This window comes from Bifidobacterium tsurumiense (assembly GCF_000741765.1).
GTDB classification, from domain to species: Bacteria; Actinomycetota; Actinomycetes; order Actinomycetales; family Bifidobacteriaceae; genus Bifidobacterium; species Bifidobacterium tsurumiense.
On the sequence record NZ_JGZU01000004.1, the window covers coordinates 55,107 to 81,629 of the forward strand.

Consider the following 26,523-nt stretch of genomic DNA (forward strand, 5'->3'; position numbering starts at 1 on the left):
TTACAATATGGACGAGAACGTGGAAGACAAATTGAAAGAGGGCCATTCGTGAAAGTAGCAGTTGCCGGTACTGGATATGTAGGCTTGTCAATCGCTTTACTCCTTGCCCAACACCATGAAGTGCACGCTTTGGATATAGTTCCTGAGAAAGTTCGCTTGCTCAATGAGGGTAAGAGTCCGATCGTTGACAAGGAAATCACGTCGTTCCTCGATGACAATACGAATGGAAAACGACCTCTAAACTTTCACGCAACCGTTGACCCTGCTGAAGCATATTCAAACGCAGATTTCGTGATCATTGCCACGCCAACGGATTATGACGAACAAAAGAATTATTTTGACACATCAAGCGTGGAAAGCTCCATTCGTGCCATAAGGTCATATTCACCAGATTCTTGGATTGTCATCAAATCCACAATCCCAGTTGGTTACTCAGCTTCGCTTCGTAACCAACTGAACGACAATCACATTCTGTTCTCGCCTGAATTCCTTCGCGAAGGACACGCTTTATACGACAATCTCCACCCTAGCCGTGTGGTAGTCGGAGCACCTCAAGACGATCTGGCATCAGTAGATGCAGCTCATCTATTTGCCAACATGCTCGTTGAAGGTGCTGCAGACAAAGAATCCCAAAGAATCAATCATGATGGTTCGCGTGGAATACCTACACTTATCGTTGGTACTACCGAAGCTGAAGCCATAAAACTTTTCTCAAACACTTATCTTGCTCTGCGAGTTGCCTACTTTAATGAATTGAATACATACGCAGAAAGCCGCGGATTAAATGCCAAGCAAATCATTAGCGGCGTTAGCTTGGACCCACGTATCGGCGATGGATACAACAATCCCAGCTTCGGATATGGAGGTTACTGCCTGCCAAAAGATACCAAGCAGCTACTGGCGAATTATCAAGATGTCCCCCAAAATCTCATTGAGGCGATTGTCGCCGCGAATTCAACGCGTAAAGAGTTCATCGCACAAGAAGTCATCAAACGAATAAACGGCTCGCCATCTCCCACCGTCGGCATTTATCGACTGACTATGAAAACTGGATCTGATAACTACAGGCAGTCCGCCATTCAAGACGTCATCAGAAACCTCAAGGCTGAAGGCATCGCAGTCATTATTTACGAACCGACTTCAGACGAGCAAGCCTTCTTAGGCAGCAAGCTTATTGCCGATCTCGCTGAGTTCAAGCAAATGTCGGACATCATCGTTGCCAATAGGTGGAGCAGTGATCTTGATGACGTCAGGCAGAAAATCTACACTCGAGATCTGTTCAAACGTGACTGATACATCATATGTGTTGGAGTGTGTTTGGAGAGACAGGATGAACTTCCAGACACACTCCATCGCGAGCATCGGGCGATACTCTGAGTAACACTTCCGAAGTATGCATCATTGAATCTCATTTCACGGAAAGTTTGACAATCGGTCAGATCACAATGACTAAAACGCAGTTTCAGCAGAGTGCGCTACCCCAACAGATTAGGCTGCTGTTTTGCATTCCAAGGTACACTTAAGCCTATGACACAAGAACCCGAACCATTGGTTTCAATAATCGTGCCCGTTTATAATGCGGAGCGATATTTGCGCTATTGCCTAGATTCGATTCTCAGTCAATCACATCGCAACCTAGATATCATCTTGGTGGACGACGGCTCCGATGATTCTTCTCCACAAATCTGCGACGAATACGCTGCATCCGATTCCAGAATTTCAGTCATCCATCAATCAAATGGCGGCATATCGAAAGCACAGAATGCAGGACTGGATGCTGCAGTTGGACAATATATAGCCTTTGCGGATAACGATGACATACTCGACCACCACAACATACAATTCCTGCTGCATGCTTTGGAAACAACGGGGTCAGATATGAGCAAGGCCCGCTGGCGTCAATTCGGTATCTCTTCGATTGATCAAATCGCGCAAGAGGCACAGGAAGGTGCCCACAGCCCCGGAAAGGTCACAGTTTTTACCGACCCTCTCCGCGCCTATCAGACCGTGTTCTGCAAGAGCCTCCGTATCATCGGCAATTTGCTTGGCAAGAACACAGAGGCCAAATACTTCAATGAGGCTAATTGGTGCCGCTTATATCGCCGAGATCTCTGGGAAGGTATTCGTTTCCCAGAGGGTATGTACGCACAAGACGTGATGGTTGCAGGCCAGCTGTATTCAAGAATGAATAAAGTCGTTGATATTGACGTCAACCTATACAACTGGTTGCAGACCCCAAGTTCTGTAACACATCAAGAACGTAGATTCAGCTTTTATCGAGATAACATGAATGCCGGAATCACTAATTTTGAACTCTGCATCGAAAAGGGCATTATCCCCGCACGGAGTTACTACACCATAACGGGCGCGGTCACCGATGAAACCACCTCAACCGATTTCAATACTCACAAACATGACCACCTGAGTGACAAAATACTAAGAAATAAGATGATTAAACAACTTCCATTGAGACAACGTGCAATCTGTGCCATTTTGAGGCGCATCCGATTGCTAGAAAAAATGGTGTATGACCGTCGTGTCAAAAACATGAAGTAGTCAGATACATGTTGTTCGTTTTGCACTGCCTTAATGGCTGCGTAAAACGAACAACATGCGGCATTATTCATCGCATCTTGTTTGACGCGCTACGAACTTATTATTCCTGCACAAAATCCAATACGCGCTCACTAATTAACGCATAATCCTTGTTTTTTGCATTACGGATAGCAAAAGAACATGAATTCTCTTCATTCGTGAATGCAACCATATCGGTAGGCCCTTCAGGAGTTGCACCATCAACCCTCAGAGACACTAACAATTTAAAATCGCTGTTATTGAAACTTGCGACGGGGATATTGAATCGTACACGCTGTCTTCCTGTCTTGAACATACGCACAGACCCAGAGTCGCATACTACTCCCCCACGCTTGCGATCAATCAATGAGATAGCCAAATAGAACGGGCATTCTTCATGGAACTCGTACTCTACTTCAAAGCGGAAAGGTTGCTCTCCATCACTCAACTGCTCTGAAATCGGCCACACTTTCAAGAATGGTACACGCTCGTTCAATCCAGCGGGGTACTTCTCCACTTCGTCATTCTCATCATCAGAAGGCTGTTTCGCATCAGACGGCTTAACTGCGACGTTCTCCAAGGTGTACCTATCTGCAACAGTATCTTTGTCGCCGCTTTCGATTATTTCGCCGTCTTTTATTAAAATTGCTTTATTACAATATTTTTTGACCGAATCCATGGAGTGGGTAACCAATATAACGGTTTTGGTCGGATCCTTCTTCACTTCAGAGAAGAAATTGTCGCACTTCCGCTGGAATGCCTCATCACCAACTGCAAGCACCTCGTCAAGCACCAAAATATCTCCCTGTGCTTTGATGGCCACAGAAAAAGCAAGTCGAACTTGCATACCAGAAGAGTAATTCTTCAGCTTCTGGTCCATGAACTCCTCAAGCTCCGCAAAGGCAACGATATCGTCATACATGCCGTCAATTTCTTCACGGCTAAATCCAAGCAATGCTCCGTTAAGATACACGTTTTCTCGGCCGGTAAGCTCCGGATTGAAACCGACACCCAGTTCGATAAATGGGACCAGTTTTCCGTTCACTTGAACCGATCCATGTTCAGGAACATAAATCTGTGAAATGATTTTCAGCAGTGTCGATTTTCCTGAACCGTTTCGGCCCACAATGCCGAAGAAATCGCCTTGATGCACATCAAATGTGATATCGCGAAGTACCTGTTGCTCGGTGTATCCCTTGATTCCCCTAGCCCAATTCAGGAAAGCCTGCTTAAGTCCAGAAGCCTGCTCAGTTGGGAGCCGGAACGATTTTGCAACATGCTGTACAGAAAGAACTACTGGGCTCTGCTCAACCTCTTGATTCATATCCACCTCAGCCATGATTTACTACAGTACCTCCGCAAAAGCACTCTGGCGCTTTCGGAACACATGCACTCCCAACCACAAAATGAACACAGACAGCGCATATGGAATGAGCCGAATAAAAGGATTCTGTATCATCGTCCATACTGTTGGCGTGTATTGAGGCGCCAGCAAATTATGGCGAATATCCATAATCGTCTGTGCAACAGGATTCAGCATAAGTAAGTCAGCTGCCCAACCATATCCACGTTCCGACACCATTGAAATCGGATAAATAATAGGTGTCGCGTAGAAGAGCGCCTGCATTACGACTTCCCAAATATGCGCGACATCACGGAAATATACGTATAAGGTGGCCAGGACTAGGGCTAACCCTAATCCAATTGCATACAGCTGAAGGATGCTGAACGGAACCAGCAACACACGCCAAGTAAATTGTGCGTGTGCAAAGAAACCGAAAACAATAACCACGAGCAAATTGATACCCAGCGAAATCATTGAACCCATGGTTGTGGATGCGACGATGATGTACTTAGGGAAATGAATTTTTCGGAGCAAATCGCCACGATTTACTATCGACATCATTCCCATACTCGTAGATTCTGAGAAGAAACTCCAAAGACATGTGCCGCAAAGCAACGAAATCGGGAATGTCGGTGTTCCATCAGAGAACTTCAAGAATCTCACAAACACGACATACATAACGGCAAACAGCATAAGAGGCTTCAACACTGACCACAGTATGCCAAGAAACGATCCTTGGTATCTGAGCTGAAAGTCAGTTTTAACGAGCTCCTTGAACACGACAATCGCATATCGATATCTATCCCGGAGACTTTTTACTACCTGCGCCATAAGTCACACATCCTATCAGTACCGTTAACCCGCATTATTCATCCAAATCAGAACAAGCGAGGGATTCATCGCAGTCAAGAGCTTTGAGCAGATTGCCATCGAAACTGAGATACATTGCCAGACATGACCCATGCATCTCCTGAGCATGACCTATCACTGGCCTATGTTTCTCAATGGCGAACAAAGCGAATGAGTCTCCGACTTATTGAGCGCAACATCTTCCTTCGCTTAGAGTCTTCAGGGAGAAGTCTGTCGACCAACTTGCGTGCACAAGTATCCTTCTTCAGCACTCTTTGCGCTTCACGTTGCTCTTCATCTAGCCTTTTTCGCTCAACTTCTTTCTTATGTTGTTCTGCTATTTCCAGCTCTTTTTGATGACGAATGAATCCTTCAAGCTCGATTCTCTTGTTTTTGAAGTCGGTAACTTTGTCAGCGATCACGTCGTCATTGATATCTTCCAAAACCAGCTCATCATAAAGTGACATCCACCGATACAAATCATCGGAATCTGCAGGCTGGACTTGCTGGTCCAAAAAAGATTGAACACGCGGCAACAATGGTTCAAGGATAATGAAAGCAGTGTTCTTATCACCCCACGTACTCCGAAGTACCCGAAATCCCTCAGCTTGGTCGTCTACCGAGAGCCGCATACACCACTCGCGACCGACTATTCCCAGCATGACATATTTAAACCAATTCGAATATTGTTGTACTTCGGAATGGCCAAACTGTAATGCATACTGTTCAACAGCACGTAATGTCGCATGCATTCCCTGCTGACCATTATCAAAGCGGTCAAATGACTCGATTCCGTTGCCTGACACACCTGCTCCAAACCGATATCGAAGGCCGCGATATTCAGGTACGGTAAGCATACTCATCGCGCGTGAACTCAAAACAAAGAATTCGTACGCATCCTGCATTCTTCCAAGACGCTTATCTGTCATGCCGTTGAATGCTTCACGAATGAAATCACCTTTGAATAGGCAATCAATCACAGACCAGGTATTGCGAGCAGGGAAATCTTCAGAGAACACGGAACGAATCACATCACCCGATTTCACTCCACCAAAGGTAGTGTTCAGAGCCTTTTCTTCTGCATATGCCGTACGTTGATTATCGTCTCCCACGGCCATGAGACTGCGACCGAAACGCAATATATCCGGGTCTTTGCCACGAGCATATGACGTCATAATCTCGCATAGAGTCGGTTCAACCTCATCGTCGCCGTCAACAAACACCACATATTTACCGTGCGAAGAGAGAACCCCTGTACGCCGTGCCAAATGTGCTCCACCGTTCAAGGATTTATCGATCACATGGAATCTATTATCGTCTCTCGCACATGACTCAATAATAGATGCAGTGCTATCGGTGCTAGCATCATTAACGACAATGACTTCAAAATCATCCTTGGTCTGCGCCTTGATGCTCTCAAGGCACTGCTCTATGTAATGCTCAACGTTATAAGCAATAACAACGAAAGAAAGCAGCACAGATCCGTTTTCCACTTGTATGGTCATTCATTAATTCCAGTCTTCGGAATTGGGTTTTACGATGATCTTATTATCAGCAACGTCCTTCAGATGCTTACCATATGGGCTTTTTCCGTACATTACAGCAGCTTCCATCAGCTGCTCTCTGCTGATCCACCCATTCTCGAATGCTATTTCCTCAGCAACGGCGATTGGAAGTCCCTGAGCACGCTGAACAGTGCGCACAAACTCTCCTGCCTCATACAAGGAATCCATAGTGCCCGTATCCAACCAAGCATATCCACGGCCCAATGTCTGCACATTCAAGCTGCCATCTTCCAAATACAGCTTATTTAAGTCGGTGATCTCTAGTTCGCCGCGTGCTGATGGCTTCACCTGCTTCGCGAACTCAGTCACTCGTTCGTCATAGAAATACAGACCAGTTACTGCATAATTCGATGCGGGATGTTCAGGCTTTTCTACGATGCTGATAGCCTTCTTATTTTCGTCGAATTCCACAACGCCATAACGCTCTGGATCATCAACGTAGTAACCGAATACAGTGGCACCATGTTTGACCGAAACTGCTTTGCGCAAAGTACGGCCAAGACCATTGCCATAGAAGATATTGTCCCCCAACACCAAGGCACACGGCTCTCCGTCAATGAATTCTTCACCAAGGATGAATGCTTGGGCAAGCCCATCAGGGCTCGGCTGAACTTTATAAGAGAAATTCACCCCATACTGGCTGCCGTCACCAAGCAATCGCTCAAAGTTTGGCAAATCATGAGGAGTGGAAATGATGAGAATATCCCTTATGCCGGCCATCATCAAAACACTCAGCGGGTAATAGATCATGGGCTTGTCATACACCGGCAGCAGCTGCTTCGACGTCACCGTAGTCAAGGGGTAGAGCCTGGTACCAGAACCACCCGCGAGGATGATGCCTTTCATAGTGTATTACCTGCTTTCTTCACCATACACATCTATAAACATGTCCAGCTTAGCCGCTGAAGCACTTGACCGAGAAACCGCGCAGAACTATCTGCACGGTTTCATCGCAATGTGTGCTGCATTATTACAAGCTGAGCTTAAGGTGCTACTAACGTGCGCTCAATTGCTGCTCAACATATTGGCGCAATTCCACTTGCCAATCCGGCACTTCAAATCCTGTCGCCTCGATCTTATGCAAATCGAGGGCGCTGTTGGTCGGACGAGGACTTACTGGAGACTTTGCATTCGCGAAGTACTCTGCTGTGCTAATTGGACGAACTGCTGATCCGTTGCCGTTGGTTTGTTCAAACACTGCAGAAGCAATGTCTGCCCAGCTTTGCACCTTACCGGAACCAGTGAGGTTATAGGTGCCATACGGTGAATCCGAGTCGAGCAGATGGAAAATAGCCTCAGTCATATCAGCAGTAAAGGTCAAGCGACCGAACTGATCATCAACCACGGTGATTTCATTGAGACCGTCTTCGGGATCAGCGACCTTGTTCGACAAAGCCATCATCGTCTTGACGAAGTTCTTGCCATCACCGATAACCCAGCTAGACCTCACAATATAATGCCTCGGCGCATTGCTTACTGCAATGTCTCCGGCCGCCTTGGTCTGGCCGTATACGCCAAGCGGCGCAAAGGCTTCTTCCTCGGTGTGCTCTTGCTGAGTACCATCAAAGACATAATCAGAACTCACATGCACCAGTGTGATGTTGTGTTCAGCAGCCACCTTGGCAAGCAAAGCAGGCCCTTGGGCATTGGCTTTCCATGCGATCGGCCGACCTTCTGCCGTCTCTGCCTTGTCCACAGCCGTGAAGGCGCCGGCGTTGATGATAGTCCCGTACAAACTCCAGTCGAACTGGTCATATTGCTGTGGATCCGAGAAATCGAAGGTGTCAATATCGTGGAACTCGAATCCAAGGAGCCCATGCTTCTCCACATACCGTTGGACGGCTTGTCCCAATTGACCATTGCTGCCGGTAACCAAAGTACGTCGCGGACTCATCGGCTTGGCATCGCGAAGCATCGGATGATGCAAATCTGCCTCAGAACGTTCGGATTTCTCGAGAGGAATAGGCCATTCGATACCAAGTTCAGGATCTGCCAGATTGACGAATGTGTAAGTCTTCTTCTGTTCCAAAGACCAGTGCGCATTCACCAGATATGTGTATGCGGTACCGTCTTGCAAGGCCTGGAAACTATTGCCCACACCACGTGGAACATAAATTGCCTTGGAAGGATCGAGTTTGGTAGTGAATACCTGGCCGAAGGATTCACCGGGCCGTAAATCAACCCATGCACCAAAGATTTCTCCTGTTGCCACGGAAATATACTTGTCCCATGGTTCGGCGTGTATTCCTCTGGTCACGCCTTTCTTGGCATTAAAACTGATATTGTTTTGCACCGGTCCGAAGTCCGGCAGGCCAAGAGCAGTCATCTTCGCGCGCTGCCAGTTCTCCTTGAACCAGCCTCTGTTATCGCCATGAACTGGCAAATCAAATACCAGCAACCCCGGAATATTAGTCTCGGTTACTGCCAATTCTTTGGAAAAATCCATAATTCACTCCTCAGTAGTTTGAGTGATGCCTTACCTATTACGACTGAAGTCTGTAACGTAGAAAAGGTCTAGGATTCGGAAACTTGCCAAACCCTAGACCCAACTACTCACTGGCCTTGAGCCTTATAACGCTTCTCAGTGGCTTCCTTGGTGGCCTCCCACCAAGACTTGTTTTCTGTATACCACTCAATGGTCCGCTTCATGCCGGCCTCGAAATCAGTGAACTGCGGGCGCCACCCAAGCTCAGTTTGCAACTTAGTGGAATCTATTGCATATCGGCGGTCGTGACCAGGACGATCCTTGACCTGATCAAAATCATCAGGATCCTTGCCCATCATTTCAAGAATCATGCGTAACACCGTGATATTGTTCTTCTCACCATTGGCTCCAATGAGGTATGTTTCGCCTTTGACACCCTTGGTAAGGATGGTCCATACTGCACTGCTGTGGTCATCGGTATGAATCCAATCACGCACATTCAATCCCTCGCCATACAGCTTCGGACGAATTCCCTCGAGGATATTCGTGATCTGACGTGGTATGAACTTTTCCACATGCTGGTAAGGACCATAGTTGTTGCTGCAGTTTGAAATGGTGGTGTTCAATCCGTAGGTTCGGGTCCAAGCGCGAACCAGCAAATCAGACGCTGCCTTGGTGGAAGAGTACGGGCTCGATGGGTGGTAAGGAGTGGATTCGGTGAACTTTGCCGGATCGTCCAATGCCAAATCTCCGTACACCTCATCAGTGCTGATGTGGTGGTAGCGGATGCCGTACTTGCGAGTCGCCTCCAGCAAACGGAAGGTACCTTCGACATTGGTCTTCAGAAATGGTTCCGGATCAGCAATTGAGTTGTCATTATGAGACTCAGCAGCATAATGCACAATAGCGTCATGCCCTGGAACCAACTTATCCAGCAATTCGGCATCACAGATATTGCCATGCACAAAGTCAACCTGATCCTCCGGCAGACCTGCGATGTTTTCAAGATTGCCCGCATATGTCAAGGCATCGAGCACGGTCACATGCGTTTCAGGATGATTGTTCACTACATAATGCACGAAGTTCGAACCGATGAAACCGCAACCACCGGTCACGATGATGTTCTTAGGAGAAAAGTTCTCAGTCATGTCCCTTATCGTACATTGACACGAATACGCAATGATATCAAAACACAACACTTGCCAGTTCTTTCACACGTATATTGTGTAAAAACTCTGTTTACCGATAGCTATATTCCCCAAAATCTGTACCATGGAAAACCTGTATAGGTTGGCTATTACGAAAGTGGATAATCGAATGCCTGCGAAGATAAATCTATTTGTCTCGTGCCACAAACTTGACACTCATATTCCAGATAACGACCTACTCGTGCCCGTACAGGTTGGCAGCGCCTTGACCACCACACACTCCAGTGCATTTCAGCGTGACGATCAAGGAAAGAACATTTCCGACCAGAATCGATCCTACTGCGAACTTACAGCGCAATATTGGGCATACATGAACGTGGACGCAGATTACTACGGATTTCTTCATTACAGACGTTACTTCAATTTCTCAGAAAAGACCTTGCCTACTCATCAAGAGCCATTTATCTTCGGCGATGTGGTATTCGATGATAATTCCGACAGAATCCTTGAAGAGATTGCCTTCAACGAAGCTTTGATGCGACGAATAATCGAATCAAATGATTTCATCGCCCCCGAGCCCATTGAAGCACTTGAAAAGACTACTGTTTATGAACAATATAAGCATGCAGCCGGCCATCATATCGAAGATTTTGACACAGTGCTCTCACTGATTCGCACTCGTTATCCAGAGATATGGCCGAGTGCGCAAAAATATGTCAATCAGACTAAAGTCTACGCGTGCAATATGTTCGTCATGAAGAGAGACATATTCAAAAAATATTCTGCATTCCTCTTCGATATCCTAGACAGGCATGAACATTTACGCGATATAACCCATTACGCTCCGATAGATCGGAGAGTTTCTGGATATCTTGGCGAAAGAATCTGCGGCATTTATCTCACCTACCTGTATGACCAAGGCTATAGAGGCAAAGATCTTCAACGAGTGTATTTCCGCAATACAGCAGAAGTTGAACCAGCAGCAATTAACGTTCAAAACAACGGAAAGAAAACAGATCCCAAGACTGCAGGAATTACGCTCAAACCTGTGACGCGAGGCAGCGGCAAAATATATGGACGTCTGAATATCTCAGGAACTCAACCTTCATCTATTTCTGTCACCTCGAAAAATGCAAGTGGTCATAGCATACCTGCGAAAGTAGTTGGCACGAAACTTGGCAAAGTCGTCGTCCTTCCCATAATCGGCCAGGATCAAGTGCTTACTGTTAGCGCCGTCGATAACCGTACAAACAAACAATTGGTCACCGAACTTCCAGTAACAGATAATGGTGCACGCCTGAAATCGTATGCGAATACCTTACGGAAGAACCCGATTACGAACGAAATCCGGAATTGCGATGATGAGATGTTGCCCGATGATACCAAAATCGTCATCGAGTCTCTCATTGATAACGGCGATGGAACTGATATTATCCATGGGCACGCACTATTCATGGTCTCGACTCCCTCGAACAATTCCGAATACATTGATATCTTTGCCATAAACAATGACGGTGTGAAAATAGATGTTCGTCAATGGATTTGTTTAGGCGATGAAACGATGGAATCAACTGACATTCCAGGAACTCTTGTGCGCAGAGTGGCATTCTCCCTGCAGGTCCCACAGCTCAATGCATTTACTGTATGGGCACAATTCCCTGACTCACCTAGACAAGACGGTTTCTTTAATGTCAACCCTATAATTGCGAATCAACTGAGGACGCAATGGTCACAGTTAGTGCAACCAGCTTCCGCGGATCCAGGATATGACCAATGGTTCCGGACCCAACACAGAACTTCTTGGGGAGAACTCACTCTCCAGAGGAAAGCATCTTTCAACATCAGGCCAAAATTCTCCATAATTGTCCCTCTATATAAAACTCCGATTGCTTTCTTCAGAGATATGGCAAATTCGGTGCGAAAGCAGACATATTCAAATTGGGAATTATTGCTAGTTGATGCTTCGCCAGAAGATCAACAATTGAGCCAACAGATAGATTCACTCTGTAAAGCAGATCACCGTGTTCGGCGAATTTCCATTGCACGCAACGAGGGTATAACACTTAATACCAATGCCGGAATTAAGGCTGCAAAAGGCGACTTCGTATGCTTCCTTGATCATGACGATTTCTTGGAACCTGATGCCCTGTTCCGCTATGCATGCGCAATCAACAACCATGCTGAAACGGATATGTTGTATTGCGATGAGGATAAATTCGACAATGGTAAATATCGAGAACCGTTCTTCAAAACCGAATGGAACCCGGACCTACTATTGGGCATGAACTATGTCTGTCACTTCTTAACTGTGCGAAAGTCTGTGCTGGACACTCTTGAATTGCCTGGCAAAGAATATGATGGCTCCCAAGATTGGCATATGACCTTCCGCATTGGTGAACTTGCTCGCTACGTTCATCATGAACCTCATGTGTTGTACCACTGGCGAGTTCATAGTCAGTCCACTGCACAGAACGCGAACCAGAAAAATTATACGCTGGACAGCAGCCGGTTGTCTATCGAATCGCATTTAGAACGCACTGGTGTCGAAGCAACGGTTAAAGAATCAACGATAGCTCCTAGAAGATTTGCCATCGATTATGAAATTAAAGAGAACCCGCTTGTATCGATAATCATCCCTAATAAAGATGCTCTTCCGGTATTGCACCAATGCTTGACATCAATTCGCGAAAAGACCACATACTCAAACTATGAGGTAATAATCGTCGAAAATAACAGTGAAGACGAATTCACCTTTGATTATTACGAGGATGCGATGAAAATCGACCCGCATATTAAGGTAGCGACGCTACAAGGTCAAGGTATGGAGTCATTCAATTTCTCCCGCATAATCAATTTCGGTGCTGCGCAAGCAAATGGAGAGTACCTGCTTCTGCTGAATAACGATACAAAAGTTATCACGCCGGAATGGATTGAGGAATTACTCGGCCCGCACATGCGGAAAGATGTCGGAATAACAGGCGCCAAACTACTGTTCCCCGACAACACTATCCAACATGCCGGAGTTGGATTTGGACCAGACGGTCCAGGCCATCTCCGTTACTCCACTCCAAGATATAGCACAGCCAATTTCGAGTTTTCGTTAGTGGCTCGTGATATGGGAGCCGTGACTGGTGCTTGCATGATGATCCATCGCGGAACTTTTGATTCTATTGGCGGAATGGAAGAAGAACTTGCGGTGAACTATAACGATATCGACCTCTGTTTAAAGGTTATTAGGCAAGGACTGAGAGTCGTGTATTGTCCTACCGCAGAGTTGTACCACTTCGAATCGGTTTCACGTGGATCGGAACTGATCCGGCCAGCAAATGATAGGTTCATGAAAGAAAAGGGTGAATTCCAGAAACGTTGGCCATCTGCCTTTTCACAATATGCGCCATTTGAAAACCCAAATTTGGAGTTCGGAAATATCTATCAGAAAATCCGTAGCACTCCTTGGCATGGCATATGGGCATAGATAGTATTTGTGGTGCAAACCATAATTGGTTTGCACCACAAATACTATCTGCTGATCGAGCGTTTCAACTTTCGTAAAACTTCCACCCCTCCACGAAGGATACCTGAGATACCACTACCCAGTGGCTTAGGCAATGATTGAACAGCCTTCAGCAATCTTCTGTATACCTTCCTCAATCCCGTGAATCGCGAAGTTCCTTGGTGCAAACTATACGCATTTTCAAGGATTGATTCACCCTTACGAACCCGGGAGCTGGATCCCAGCAAAACCGAGATGTCGTACACTAACGAGGTGAGTTCTATCCGGGCGTAACGGTCCGAAAGCACCCAAGCAGGATAGTACCCCTGAGACTGGCAAATATATCCATTGGCACGTTCTATCGCATGCGAAATTGTTCCGTCTTCCTTCATTGTCTCTTCCGAAGGAAAATCTTCATATTTCCACTGCCTCTCAAACAAAGGCCTCAACGCCGCAACCCTAAACCAATAACACGAACCAATTGCAGATAGTGTTGGTTTATTTGATTCGACAGGAACTTCGATATCCATATCTTTCAAAAACGCCTTGGTGCTCTCAAAGTTCGCACCCCAATCGAGTGGCAACGTGTGCGCAAAATACAATGCATGGAATGGCGGCGGGGGTGCAACCTGACCCAATCGAGGTTCATTAGCGAACAGAGTCAAAATATTCTCTGCATATTGCTTACTGCCGAGTGTATTTTCCAATAACTTATATGCGAAACCCTGACTCTCAGTACCGTGGTGTCCATTCTTCTGGTTTTGGCTTGACTTTTTATCGTGTGCAAAACCGACGACATCATATTTCCCGCTTAGTACCACATCTCTCGCTGCAACAAGCAGCGCGGATACATCTCGCCCCCTATTTTCCACGGGGATGAAATTGACCGTTCTACGTAAACCAAGCGAGTCCATCTTGTTTTGGATTTTGTTTATTTTATCCGGTGTAGTCGTCACATAGACATCGGTTTCATCAGGAATATTACTGATATAACTGCATGTTTCATCAAGTAAATCAATGAAATATATATGATAAATAAATGCCGATCTTACGGAGTTCCCGGATCTCGGCGTCTCACTGCCTACAGGCAAAACCCTATTTAGATGGAGAGCTTTATGAATGTCGGCGATATTAAAGTTCTTTAATATCGCATCCCAAATCAAATCTACATCATAGTCTGTGTGCTGATCGATATAGTCATACAAATCTAGACCGGGTTGACCAGCGGTTTGTTGAATATACGCACTGTAATCGACGAAAAAAGACCGTCTTTTGAAGACTGGACAATCATCATCTCTAAGTAGTTGCATTGGCATATACAACATCGGATATGGGCTAAGGCCAGAATACTTTTTATAGTCAATATACGTATCCCAGGTAAAACCATGATCAGCCAAATACTTGGTGAAAGTCATTTCATGATTACGCGTGACATCAGCGTAGGATTCCCATACAGGCATTTGCTCCCAATACTTTTGGAATACTCGTGAAGCCACCAGATTTCGTCGATACGCATGCCAATAAGACTGTATATGGGCCGGAATCTGCTCATCCTCGGTTACATCATCCGCATACGCGGTTATGCCCCAAAAATCTACATCTTTTGCAGACATCGTGGTAAACATACGCTCGAAAGAGTCTTCTTTCACCGGCCCCATGATGGTGTCATTCAAGCAAATAACTTCATCATATGTACCGAGTTTTTCCCAGCCGACAGACACCATAGCCTGACGAAAAGCAGCAACATCCAGACCTGTATTTTCTCGCACCAAGATCGAATCAGCATATTGTTTGAACATTGCTCGAGACTGGTTATCTATTTTGCCGTTGACAATGATTATTAAATCAGTGAAATATTGTTTAAGCGCTCGAAGGAAAAAGTCAATAAAGCGAGCGGCATGCCCATTTCGATCATAAAAACAATAGATTCCCAAACGTCGAGCATCCGAGTTGTTTAGTGTAGGCATACCGTCTCCAATCGTTTGAACAATGCGATGATACTGCATTGCAATGAATACAATTCATGACAACCGTCGTAATTGAGGCTGCACCTAATCATCCAAAGAGAGAGCATTCGCAAATCCTCCACTATTGTATTGGCACCTCATAGGTGTCGAGTTCTACAACATCGAATCTGCAGAACTAGAAAACACCTCTTCATTTCGCTCAATTTATATCCACCATTTTGTATACATACAAAAGGTCTCCTGCACGCGCAATCCGCTCAAGCTTTCTTGAACCATCACTCATTCCATCTAGATCCGCGCCTGTCACGTAGTATTTAATGTGAAGATGGTTCGCTTGCTCCAGAGTCATTGTCACTTTGAGCTGGTCGTCAGCATCCCCTTTCTCAAATGGTGCTTCGACTGACTGTGACGTTGCAACAAGATCCACCAGTACAAATGCGTAGCGGTTATAGATGTGTTTGTACTCCCCTTTGGGATCCATGTATTCCCAAGCACTCCAATTTGGCGTGACGTTGACAGTATTAAAGGTTTGCAAACCGTTAGCTGCGAGCGATTGCGAAATAAGATTATGTTCTGTCATCCACATTCCAGGGTCTTGATTATTAATATCAACCAAGGTTCTCATTGCTTGAGTTTGTGTCAACGCTTTATCAGAATATTGCACAGGATTTACAGATGCTCCTGAAATCACTATAAACGTAAGCGACAGAACGATACAAAGTATCCGCACTAAATACTTCCGGAACATGACAGCCATTGCCAATAAACATGCTGTAATCCCTACAATAACCATGTATTTAGGCGTAACATATTCCCCTTGTCCGGCTGCCATTGGGAACGAACCCTTAGCTCCGAACACGCACAATGCAATATAACCGATAACTGCCGACGCGCTCGTCAGAATTGACGCATGCCAATCAAATTGCGAAACAGACCTAACCAATAGCAATATATTAATGATTGAAATACCAACGGTCACTCGTACTGATGTTACCGATGAAAGAAGTGCCATCTGTGCAAGCCAAACAGGGAATCCAATACGGCTATACACAATGAAAACCACATCAAGTGCTATCAGCGCGAGTCCAAACCAATCCCATCTTTTTTTATTTACCATATTGGCAATAGTGAGCAGAATGCCCAATGGAAACAGATCGACGAACAAAGAAACTTCACTTGGATTAGATGTTCCTGAATACTCTTTGAATGGTAGGAGGAGTGTGGCAATGCCGCCAAATAAAGACGACCATGTCATTCCACCGCCATGCGATTTCCTCGACCCTGGATACACAGTGTTCATGGTGTCGATGATTGTTTGCTTGGACAATACAAAAACTGTTCCCAGTATCGCAAGGAAAACGACTCCTACGACGAGGATACTCATTACATCACGCTTGGTAATAGCTATGCTCCCCCATCTTTGAGCAATTTGATGTATTGCTAAGAAAAGCAATACAAATGCCACAGGAATCTGCCAAGCCGGATACAACGAAAGTATGAACATACCCGCACACCAATAAATAACAGTCACCCAGAGCAACCGTCTCTTACTATCGTGCGTGGTGAGAAATTTCTCCAAAGCGCATAGAGAAATAAACATTGCAATGAGCATTTCTGGAAGACTGTTCACCGCATACCACCATTGGACCAATGGGGCAAAAGTTATGAGCAATGCAGAGAAACAAGACCATACCCTGTTCCCCTTGGTAAAAATCAATAAAAACTCATAGGCTGCGAGGAATAATACAGCTGTACGAGCTGCCCAATAAAAGGCTAAGCCTCGCGAACTGCCAAAGATCAAATATCCCCAGTGGAATGGCCTGAAAATCTCTGCGAAAGTCCACACCGGTGTATCTTTTACGATGAACATATCCATACCATGTCCACCTGCAATATCGCTGAAGTAACCATAGTTATTGTAACGCTGAGAATAATTCAGAGGGGTATTAACGACCCATTCATCACTGCGAATTAATCGGGGCTCTCCGAAAACTATATTCTCAGAAGTATCGCCCCCAAAAAAGACATGCCACATATTCAGTGATGAACCACTAATATTCAGCACCACTGCACCGGCTACCAATATCAGTCCGATCCAATAACGCTGCCTATGCAACCAATTGTTCACCTTGGAGAATCCAAAAATGCTCCATGCTATAGGTACTGCGAATATTACAGCTAGTATCACCGCACGAATCCCAACAATACGGCGGCTGGCGTTACCTTGAGTCAAGGTGAAATCGAATATGTATCTATTACTTGATATAGCGGGATACACCAACGCTACCGCTAATGCAGCTGTTATCGATAAGACTGCCAGGATAAGGATCTTCCACAGCACACGTGTTGAAGGACGGCTGCTGACGCCTTCGGATCGCACACTCACTCCACCAAGACTCATCAAATCACTCCTACTTTGCGTCTTCCTATTCCATCGCCAAAGTCAACAATATATCGGCATGCACGGAGACTGCCAGTATCTGGCCACTCAGATATGCATGAACCGCTTATTACATTCCTCTTAAACCCCACTGCACGGGCGAAATACCAAATAACGTCCATCCCAATTGGAGCAGTAATACGCCTAAAGCCATGAACTGAAATAGCACAGTCATCCACGATGACCGCTGTTGGCGAACTTCAGAGAATGCCGAATCACTTGGCTCAGGCAACGTGAAGATTAATCCAAAAAGCAGTGTGGGGAAAATTAGCGGAAGGAAGTACCTTTCCTGTACGCCATCAGTAACCGTGCTACCGACCGGCATGAATTGCGTATAAACGGCTACTTCAATCAAGATGATTATCACAGGGATGCATATAGCTAAGAGCCACGCGAATGGTTTGACACTCGAATTCCTTGCAGAGCTTCCAACCATTGTTGAATCACACAATATGGACATGATAAGCAATATCATCGTGATGGAACCCGCATATGCAAAGCTCCCATGTCCCGTAAGAATTCCCATTGAATGAACCGAAAGATAATCTGTTCCTAGCAAATTTGATATTGCAATCTTGATAAACCCAATTGGATGCGACATTATAAACTGCATTTGAGCATGAGGATCCACTCCCGATTTAAACATGGCTCCCGTATTGATATGGTGTATTTGCATATACCAAAGAAGCCAAACAACAAAGCAGACCAGCCAGATTCCAATGACCCGGACGTATATGGCTTTACGCTCGATTTTTTCTTTAGATAATGGCAGCGCCGCCAATGCAACAAGAAATGGTATATAAGTTATTTTTGACAATGCGAGGACGAACGAGGAACCCGCAATGACCACCCATTGAGCGGTCGTTATCGTTTCTCTCGATACAGCTCGCAACACTGAGACGATCAATGCCGTTGCTGCCACGAAAGTTACTGTGTCCGCACTCACCATGGCATTCGTCAAAATATTGTTGGGAATAAGCGCGATAGAGGCAAGAACCCATCTGCCAAATGGTGCGAGCCGGATACACACAAACAGAGATATGGCATAGAACAATACCGCCATAATACGCATAGCTATTATCAATGCGTAAGCGTTGGATGTGAATAACCTGCCAATCGCAAACCCAACCCCCTGAGGCACATATACCACTGGTGAATTAATTGCCGAATTTGAAAACACAAATGGTATTTTCCTTGCACCCCCAACCTGAGCATCACTCGAAATATTAGGATCATTCCAAGTTGGGTATGCATACACCTGTTTGGAAGTATGCATAGAACGCATATTACCAACACTGGTTTCAACCAATGCGGCATCAGTTTCCCCGCCGTATAAATCAAAATCCGAATCTGGAATACTTGACCATTCCGAATCAATAGTGCTTTTTTGCAGCTTTTGGGGCAGCATCCCGCCATGGACAATTTGCTCTACTCTGGCGATATGACTGGGTTCGTCAAGTCCTGCACCAGCTGGGACAAACAGCGCGGAAGCCACACCACCAATCAATGCCAAAACAATAAAAACCCATTCAGGTTGAATTGCACGACTCAGAAAAACCGCTACTGCCTGTAATTGAGGTTGTTTCATGGCATACCTTGTCATATATCGCCTTCTAGATTTCAGCACATGTATTATGACAGATTCGACGCCGAGATAACAACATGTCTTGTGGTTTCAGATATTTCATAACCAACAGAATTGCAAACAAAACATTCATACCGTGGCTTAGAGTTAGAGCCATGAAGAACGAGTCGAGTCAGCCAACTGTTGCAGTGCTCCTGCCCTGCTATAACGAGGAAGTCACCATCGGTAAAGTGGTTCGTGATTTCAAGCGGGCACTTCCGAATGCAGATGTGTATGTATATGACAATAACTCCACAGATCGCACTGCTGAAATTGCGACCGCCGAAGGAGCCATCGTCCGTAAGGAACCACGCCAAGGCAAAGGCAATGTCATCCGCGCCATGTTCGAGGATATTGACGCAGATGTTTATGTCATGGCAGATGGTGATGACACATATCCTGCCGAATCAGCGCCTCAAATGGTTGAAAAAGTGCTCGAAGGCTACGATATGGTCATTGGAGACCGGCTTAGTTCAACCTATTTCCAAGAGAACAAGCGACCATTCCATAATGTCGGCAACCGTGTTGTTCGTGGCTCAATCAATGGATTATTCGGCGCTCATGTCACTGACATAATGACTGGATATCGTGCGTTCTCATTCAATTTCGTCAAAACCTATCCTGTGCTTTCGCGTGGCTTCGAGGTCGAAACAGAGATGACCATCCACTCGTTGAATAATAACCTCAAGCTGTACGAACTACCCATTCAATACAGGGACCGTCCCGAGGGATCGGTCAGCAAGCTCGATACGGTCGGCGATGGCATCCGTGTCATGTCCACTATTTTCCGAATGATTCGTGAATATAAGCCACTTCCCTTTTTTGGAACACTTGGTGTCTTGATTGGCCTAACCGGATTGGGATTCTGCATTTCCGTCATGATCGAGTTCTGGCAAACCGGTTTCGTGAGCCGATTCCCCACACTGATCGGGGCCGTAATGCTGGTTGTTACCGGACTTCTTCTCTTTATTACTGGCATTATTCTGGATGTCATTGCCAAAAACAACCGGAAGACGTTCATCATTGAAAGCAACCGGTTTGCGTGGTTAAGAAGGCATATCAAGTAGCATATCTGACAATTAGTTCGCCAATGACTAATTGTGCGGTGAACATGAATTCATGTTCACCGCACAATTAATATATCCAGTGCAATCTGGCTTTTACCTATGCTCTGCCTAAACCGTTCATCGCTTAGTAAATGTCCAACGTTGAGCAGCGCTGTTATTGCTGCCATAGATTTGCACATTGGCTCCGTTACTCGAATTGGCTCCTGCAACATCCAACACTATGGACCCATCCAAGCCGGACACTAATTTAACCCGACTGCCGTCTTTCACGGCAATCCATTTTTGCGCCCAGCTGCCATTGGATGAATACTGCTGCACATTGGCTCCGTTACTCTTCGAGCCTCCGGCGATGTCAAGCACCTTGCCAGAACCAACATTCGTTAAAGTAATATATCCGTTTGCATCGTGGGTAACCTTCCATGATTGGGCGCCGGAACCATTGGAAGAATACAACTGGACATTGCCGCCATCAAATTTTGAACCCCCTGCAACATCAAGTACCGCAGATGATTTCAATGCCGAAACTATTTGATACGTTCCATCCGAAATTGTTCCACGTTGTTGTGATGCGAGATCATTCAACCTGTCTCGTGAGGATTTCCCTGCGGTCAGTGTCCACTGCTGCGCTTTGCTACCGTTGCCGGAATAGAGTTGCAGCCCTACGCCATTCGAAGCGTTACCTCCGGGAATATCCAACGCCTTATTGGTCACTTCATTATAGAATTCATATGTTCCAGACTGGCGTGAACGTACCGTCCATCGTTGCGCAGCACTGTGGTTCGGCGCATACTGCTGCACAATCGCTCCGTTATTTGTCGCAGCTCCAGCAGATTCAATCGCCTTACCAGAGTTGACATTTATAATCTCATATACTGCATTGCCGACTTCTTTGAAAGTATAGAGCTGCGCATTCGACCCATTCCACGTGTACATCTGCAAACGCACACCGTTCGATGATGACGCACCTGGAATATCCAGCACTTGATTTCCATTCACAACCGAGGAAATTCGGACCGATGTACCAGTCGATATTGTCACATTAGAACTCAATAAGAATTGCTGCGCATTAGATAGATTAGGCTCCCATAGTTGCAGCTTAGTTCCATTGCTCGTATTCCCTGATGGGATGTCAAGTACCCAATTTCCAAGAGCAGACTGGATGTACAGACCGCCTTTGCCTGTATCGCGCAAATACCAGCGTTGAGCAGTGCTTCCATTAGGAGTGTACTGCTGCACCACTGCACCCAGTCCAGCTGCTCCGCCAGCAACATCGAGCGCTTTGCCCGAGACAACATTGGTAATAACGTAACTACCATCGGACTGCCTTACGAAATTGTATTGTTGGGCGGCAGATCGATTAGCTGCATATAGCTGCATACGAACACCATCTGATGTGGAAGCACCAGGAACATCCAATCCAACTGAGTCACGTTTTGCCGAGCTGATGAAATATGTTCCGTTCGGGATATTCACCGCCGAATAACTCTTAATATCTATGGATGCCACAAAGTTGAGATTGCCAAAAGCATTTAGATCCACATTGCCCGAAATACCAGCAACCGAACCTGAAGAAGTGTACTGCCAGCCCCTATCATTGCTGGAAATGTTAAAACCTGTGCGAGATCCGTAACTAGCCACCCAGCGTGTTCGGTTCCTGATGCTGCTGGCATTAAGTGGACCATTCAAATAACTGGTATACGAATATACGCTGAGATTGTTGTATCCGGCTGCCTGTAGCTTGGCATACCAGGCGTTTACTATACCCTCATACACACTCGGATTTGTTGGCGTTGAGTGCCCAGTCCAAGTCCACTTTTCCAAGTCATAGAACACCGGATAAGCCATATCTTGCGGGCTCACCCCTGCCTGGCGAAGTAGTGATACGATGTCAGCACCCTCTGCCGCCGCAGTATTGCTGTCATATGCATATGAATAGCTATACACACCAAAAGGAATGCCCAAACGCTTGCATTCTTGTATATTGCGCAAAGCCTTGGTATCAAATCCATTACCCCAACCAAAGCTGATTCGGATAATCGCTCCTTCAACACCGGCATTTTTGGCTGCCTGCCAATCGATGTCGCCTTGCCACTGAGAAACATCCACAACGCCTTTGGCTTGCTGCGCAAATAAGTTGCCGCCCGATTCAAAGAATGCCTGCGTACCATTATAGGTTCCCCAATAAGCGCCATATTGGTTGTTTTGCAGGGCCGTGGCCTGCACGCTGCCAGAAGTTTGGAGTGAACGGAAATCTGATTGCTTCACAGTCCCGGTATCCGCGCCTCGTTGCTGAGACTCGTCTGACTGCGTGTCTGTCGAAGCAGAATCTTTCTGCGCGCCATTCGAAGAAGAGCTCTGCCGTTGATCGCCCTGTTGCGCGGCCACAGCATCTTTCACGTCACTCGCCTGAACTGGGACAAAAGATTCGCCATCAGTTTTTGCCAGAGGATCTGCCTGCTTTTCCTGAGTTCCGACAAGATCAGGATCTGTGACCGCATTGCCAGTTTCGATATCTTTGACCTCACCGGAATCGGTTACCGCAAGGCTTTCAGATACCACAGTGTCATCGTCGGAAATCGAATCACTTACTTTGTCAGGCAGTTCTTTTGTCGGATTATCAGGCATCGAATTATCCGAATCTGCCGTTGTGTCATTATCTGCAGCGATATTCACTGCAGATCGAGCAGCCACTTCTGACTGACCGCCAACTTGAGCTACGTCGCTCGTACTCATTGCAAAAGGCAATAACGCAGCCGTAACCAGTGCGATTACGGATTTCATTCCACCAAACATGTGAGGAAACTCCTTCTGTCGGCCCCTTGCCTTTAGCAACATGACGTTGTACACCGTCACCTACAGGCAACCAATAAACCGATCTCCTTATTTTCCGTAAATACGATGCTACTCAACACACCTTTTGTTTTCGAGAATGCCACCCTTTCCTCCCGAAATACGAACAAAATCTTCCAGTGTGCCCTCGCTACCGCACGCTAGACTTAAACGCATTGCATGAACAATCGATGAACACTATCTAAAATCCTGTCGCCACTTAGAAGCTATAATTGATGGTTTGTATATTGTTCACACAACGAAGTATCTAGGAGCGTCGGAAAACAATGTCAGCAGAAGGTGACGCCATATTTGACGAAAGCGTTTCAACAAAAGCTGATACGCAAATCACTCTGGCGGCTAGAGAAGCCGATAATTCGCATGCCCCTGCTCAATCGAATAGTGGCGATTCCGCTGAAAATGCTTCTGCTTCGCGCTCACCGTTCAAACGGTTAATTGCAAATATCGTCCAAAAGTCTGTTCGACTTCGTTCGAGTCGCTTCGCTTCATGGGCAATCCGCATTTGGAAGACCCTATGCGGTCTATGGTCCAGAAGGCCCAAATTCTCCTTGCTCGTATATGGAATAGTCTTTCTGGGACTTACATCAGGTGCTGTTTTATTCCTTCAATGGAGCATGTATCAGGAACCCAATTATCCACCAGATACAGTTGTAGACGAACAAACACGTGCGGCGAATAGCGTTGCCGGACGGCTCACCTCTTTCGTCAGCCAAATATGGCTACACCGTCAATATCAGTTCATTCTGAATTTCCTCCTACTCGCACTCATTTACGCAATAATCATTTTGATCATTAATCGTTTTTGGCTGGCCTCAGGAATTTTCGGCACATTAGTGACAATCGCTGCTGTTGCCAATAAAAGCAAAATGCTAGCCCGCAACGAACCGATTATTCCTGCGGATTTGAGCTTCTTAATGAGTGGGAATGCCGGCGAAGTAGTCTCATTCATCCCCACAGAAAGCGCCGCATTCGTACAGCAGACCATTTATTGCCTGATCTGGCTTTCTGTGATTTGTTTGGTTCTGTATGTGCTCGACCGTCGGAAAGCCGTCATTCCCAGCGCTTGGAAGCCTTCCAGATTCACTACAGGCTTGATTATTGGAACTGTAACCCGAGTACTGGCAATAGTCACAAGCATCGGACTCATTGTTTCATTTGCCTGGAATCTATCGAATGTTGGCTCATGGGCTAATCGAGTAGCGACCAAGTTATCGGACTTCCCCATACTATGGACCACCCGAGCGGACGCAGAAACCAACGGGCCACTCGTAAGCTTCCTTAGGCTTTCCCATGTCACCATCATGGATAAACCGGACGAATACAATCAACAGACGATGGAACGACTTGCCGCAAAATATCGTGGCATCGCTGCCGATATCAACACAACGAGAAATCGCAATCTCACTGACAATACGGTCATAATGGTGCTATCCGAAACTTTCTCGGATCCCACACGCATACCTGGTGTCTCGCTCGCCCATGATCCAATGCCGAATATCCGAGCTATTGAAAACACCACCACTTCAGGACTCGCTCTATCCACGGGATATGGTGGAGGCACTGCGAATCTTGAATATCAATCTTTGACCGGCTTAAGCATGGCGAGCTTCAATCCCTCGCTCGCTACTGCATATCAGCAATTAACACCGAATCAAAAAAAGGTATTCACATTTAACCAACTTTGGAACTCGCCCGGCGATAATTCAGCTTCTGTGGCTATACATCCATACTCACACACCGCATATTTGCGCGCCAATAACTATAAGAAATTCCAATTCAGTAAGTTCTATACCACCGATGGCGAGAATCAGATTTCTTGCCCTTCAATCGACAATTCGACGTATGCATCCGATCAATGCGCATACCAGAATGCGCTGGACGTTGTCCGCGATGGCTCAAGCACGCAGTTTGTGCAGCTGATTACTATGCAAAACCACATGCCATACGCCAATTGGTATAACGATAATGAATTCGCTCAAGCTGAAGTGCCAGCATCCGATCGCTACAACAATGACACGCTCGCGACTTATGCAAAGGGCGTGGAATATACAGACACATTTACTGCTGATTTCCTTGACCAACTGAATTCGATAGATAAACCAATTACCGTCATTTTCTATGGAGACCATCTGCCTGGTATTTATAACCCTGTCAACGGCAGTGAAGAGCCTGATCCTTTGACCTTGCACGAGACTGATTATTTCATCTGGTCAAATGCCGCGACCTATGCGTCTGAGCCACTGCCAGCGGCTCAGACTGGTCAATTCACCTCTTCGAACTATTTCATGGCTCAGACCACAGAGCATCTCGGCGCTAGAGTTTCTCCATATCTGGCATTTTTGGAACAAATGCATGAAGCAGTTCCTGCAATCTCTGTACCTATGAATGCTATACCTAACGTCGCTACCGCCGACGACTCGAATTCTCCAACATATTTGAATGCAGATGGGACGATTGCGAGCGCCGGAGAGCTTTCTGATGGCACTCTCGAACTTTTAGAGGACTATAAGTTGATTCAATATGACCAGACCGCGGGGAAGCATTACTTGGATGATACAGATTTTATGAAGTTGCAGTGAGATTACTGCGAATTAATACCGCTGTACCTTAGAGGTAAGGCGATCGCACTCACCCCTCACGTGAAGCACTTGTTCTGCAACTGATCCCATTGATGTTGGTTCTCCCATCGATATTTCTGGGAATCTTAGCGTCCGAGAGTGCCGATACAACCCGAAATTGCCATGCACCCATGAGCCGGGATACCACAAGTAGACCCTAACAACACATGAATACGAAACCACTGAATAGAGCGATCACCTTCTCGCCACGCTGGGATTTTGCAATTCCCCACCCTGTGCTATAGTTTCACTCTGTTGCCTGTGTGAGTTTGTCTCACAATTGGTCACACGGAGGATTCGCCTAGTGGTCTATGGCGCACGCTTGGAAAGCGTGTTGGTGTAACAGCCTCACGAGTTCGAATCTCGTATCCTCCGCACAGATTGAAATCCCAGGAGCCGTTAAACCATCGGCTCCTGGGATTTTCGCTTGTCCGCTTGACTTACGCGGTGCAATTGCGACGCAATTCATTTGTTGGTACTAGACGGATTGACACTAGTCTCCATACTCCTCACAAAATCCTAAAACCAGCTCCCAGGCTAAAGGCCGTCATACAAATG

Annotated in this window: 15 protein-coding genes and 1 tRNA gene; 6 read left to right on the forward strand and 10 right to left on the reverse strand. The window is 46.1% G+C overall.

Going from position 1 to position 26,523, the window contains the following annotated elements; all coding sequences use genetic code 11:
* The first annotated feature begins 48 nt into the window (after positions 1 to 48).
* On the forward strand, positions 49 to 1,293 hold the full coding sequence (locus BITS_RS02490; RefSeq protein WP_026642281.1) for a nucleotide sugar dehydrogenase: 1,245 nt from the start codon (positions 49 to 51) through the stop codon (positions 1,291 to 1,293).
* Between the two features lie 234 nt (positions 1,294 to 1,527).
* Positions 1,528 to 2,556 (forward strand): glycosyltransferase family 2 protein, encoded by a 1,029-nt coding sequence (locus BITS_RS02495; RefSeq protein WP_026642280.1) that lies wholly within the window; start codon positions 1,528 to 1,530, stop codon positions 2,554 to 2,556.
* Positions 2,557 to 2,656: 100 nt separating this feature from the next.
* Here the strand turns inward: BITS_RS02495 and BITS_RS02500 are convergent, their stop codons facing one another.
* From BITS_RS02500 to rfbB, 6 genes are all read right to left on the reverse strand, one after another.
* Positions 2,657 to 3,913, reverse strand: a complete 1,257-nt coding sequence (locus BITS_RS02500) for an ABC transporter ATP-binding protein (protein ID WP_026642279.1) — start codon at positions 3,911 to 3,913, stop codon at positions 2,657 to 2,659.
* A 6-nt stretch (positions 3,914 to 3,919) separates the two neighbouring features.
* Positions 3,920 to 4,750 carry an ABC transporter permease gene (locus tag BITS_RS02505; RefSeq protein WP_026642278.1) on the reverse strand — a complete coding sequence of 277 codons (831 nt, stop codon included), beginning with the start codon at positions 4,748 to 4,750 and terminating at the stop codon, positions 3,920 to 3,922.
* A gap of 170 nt (positions 4,751 to 4,920) precedes the next feature.
* Positions 4,921 to 6,273 carry a glycosyltransferase family 2 protein gene (locus BITS_RS02510; protein ID WP_026642277.1) on the reverse strand — a complete coding sequence of 451 codons (1,353 nt, stop codon included), beginning with the start codon at positions 6,271 to 6,273 and terminating at the stop codon, positions 4,921 to 4,923.
* Between the two features lie 3 nt (positions 6,274 to 6,276).
* On the reverse strand, positions 6,277 to 7,179 hold the full coding sequence (rfbA, locus tag BITS_RS02515) for a glucose-1-phosphate thymidylyltransferase RfbA (protein ID WP_026642276.1): 903 nt from the start codon (positions 7,177 to 7,179) through the stop codon (positions 6,277 to 6,279).
* Between the two features lie 148 nt (positions 7,180 to 7,327).
* Positions 7,328 to 8,779: a sugar nucleotide-binding protein gene (locus BITS_RS02520; protein WP_026642275.1), complete on the reverse strand. Its 1,452-nt coding sequence runs from the start codon at positions 8,777 to 8,779 to the stop codon at positions 7,328 to 7,330.
* A gap of 107 nt (positions 8,780 to 8,886) precedes the next feature.
* Positions 8,887 to 9,906 carry a dTDP-glucose 4,6-dehydratase gene (rfbB, locus tag BITS_RS02525; RefSeq protein ID WP_034533999.1) on the reverse strand — a complete coding sequence of 340 codons (1,020 nt, stop codon included), beginning with the start codon at positions 9,904 to 9,906 and terminating at the stop codon, positions 8,887 to 8,889.
* A 124-nt stretch (positions 9,907 to 10,030) separates the two neighbouring features.
* Between rfbB and BITS_RS02530 the strand changes: the two genes are divergently transcribed.
* Positions 10,031 to 13,381, forward strand: a complete 3,351-nt coding sequence (locus tag BITS_RS02530; RefSeq protein WP_238556529.1) for a DUF4422 domain-containing protein — start codon at positions 10,031 to 10,033, stop codon at positions 13,379 to 13,381.
* Positions 13,382 to 13,425: 44 nt separating this feature from the next.
* On the opposite strand, the gene BITS_RS02535 is transcribed toward BITS_RS02530, so the two are convergent.
* The 3 genes from BITS_RS02535 to BITS_RS02545 all read right to left on the reverse strand — a co-directional run bounded on the left by BITS_RS02535 (position 13,426) and on the right by BITS_RS02545 (position 19,394).
* The gene (locus BITS_RS02535; RefSeq protein WP_026642272.1) at positions 13,426 to 15,366 is read right to left on the reverse strand and encodes a rhamnan synthesis F family protein; all 1,941 of its coding nucleotides are present in this window, start codon (positions 15,364 to 15,366) and stop codon (positions 13,426 to 13,428) included.
* Between the two features lie 199 nt (positions 15,367 to 15,565).
* Positions 15,566 to 17,767, reverse strand: coding sequence for a DUF7657 domain-containing protein (locus BITS_RS02540; RefSeq protein ID WP_051264357.1), 2,202 nt, complete (start codon positions 17,765 to 17,767; stop codon positions 15,566 to 15,568).
* Between the two features lie 109 nt (positions 17,768 to 17,876).
* Positions 17,877 to 19,394 carry a DUF2142 domain-containing protein gene (locus BITS_RS02545; protein WP_160249607.1) on the reverse strand — a complete coding sequence of 506 codons (1,518 nt, stop codon included), beginning with the start codon at positions 19,392 to 19,394 and terminating at the stop codon, positions 17,877 to 17,879.
* Positions 19,395 to 19,546: 152 nt separating this feature from the next.
* Here BITS_RS02545 and BITS_RS02550 point away from each other — a divergent pair, with 152 nt between their 5' ends.
* The gene (locus BITS_RS02550; RefSeq protein ID WP_026642270.1) at positions 19,547 to 20,497 is read left to right on the forward strand and encodes a glycosyltransferase family 2 protein; all 951 of its coding nucleotides are present in this window, start codon (positions 19,547 to 19,549) and stop codon (positions 20,495 to 20,497) included.
* 117 nt (positions 20,498 to 20,614) lie between these two features.
* Here the strand turns inward: BITS_RS02550 and BITS_RS02555 are convergent, their stop codons facing one another.
* Positions 20,615 to 23,290 (reverse strand): RICIN domain-containing protein, encoded by a 2,676-nt coding sequence (locus BITS_RS02555; protein WP_026642269.1) that lies wholly within the window; start codon positions 23,288 to 23,290, stop codon positions 20,615 to 20,617.
* A 323-nt stretch (positions 23,291 to 23,613) separates the two neighbouring features.
* Between BITS_RS02555 and BITS_RS02560 the strand changes: the two genes are divergently transcribed.
* Positions 23,614 to 25,926: an LTA synthase family protein gene (locus BITS_RS02560; RefSeq protein WP_026642268.1), complete on the forward strand. Its 2,313-nt coding sequence runs from the start codon at positions 23,614 to 23,616 to the stop codon at positions 25,924 to 25,926.
* Positions 25,927 to 26,255: 329 nt separating this feature from the next.
* A tRNA-Ser gene (locus tag BITS_RS02565) sits at positions 26,256 to 26,340 on the forward strand.
* Positions 26,341 to 26,523 lie beyond the last annotated feature (183 nt).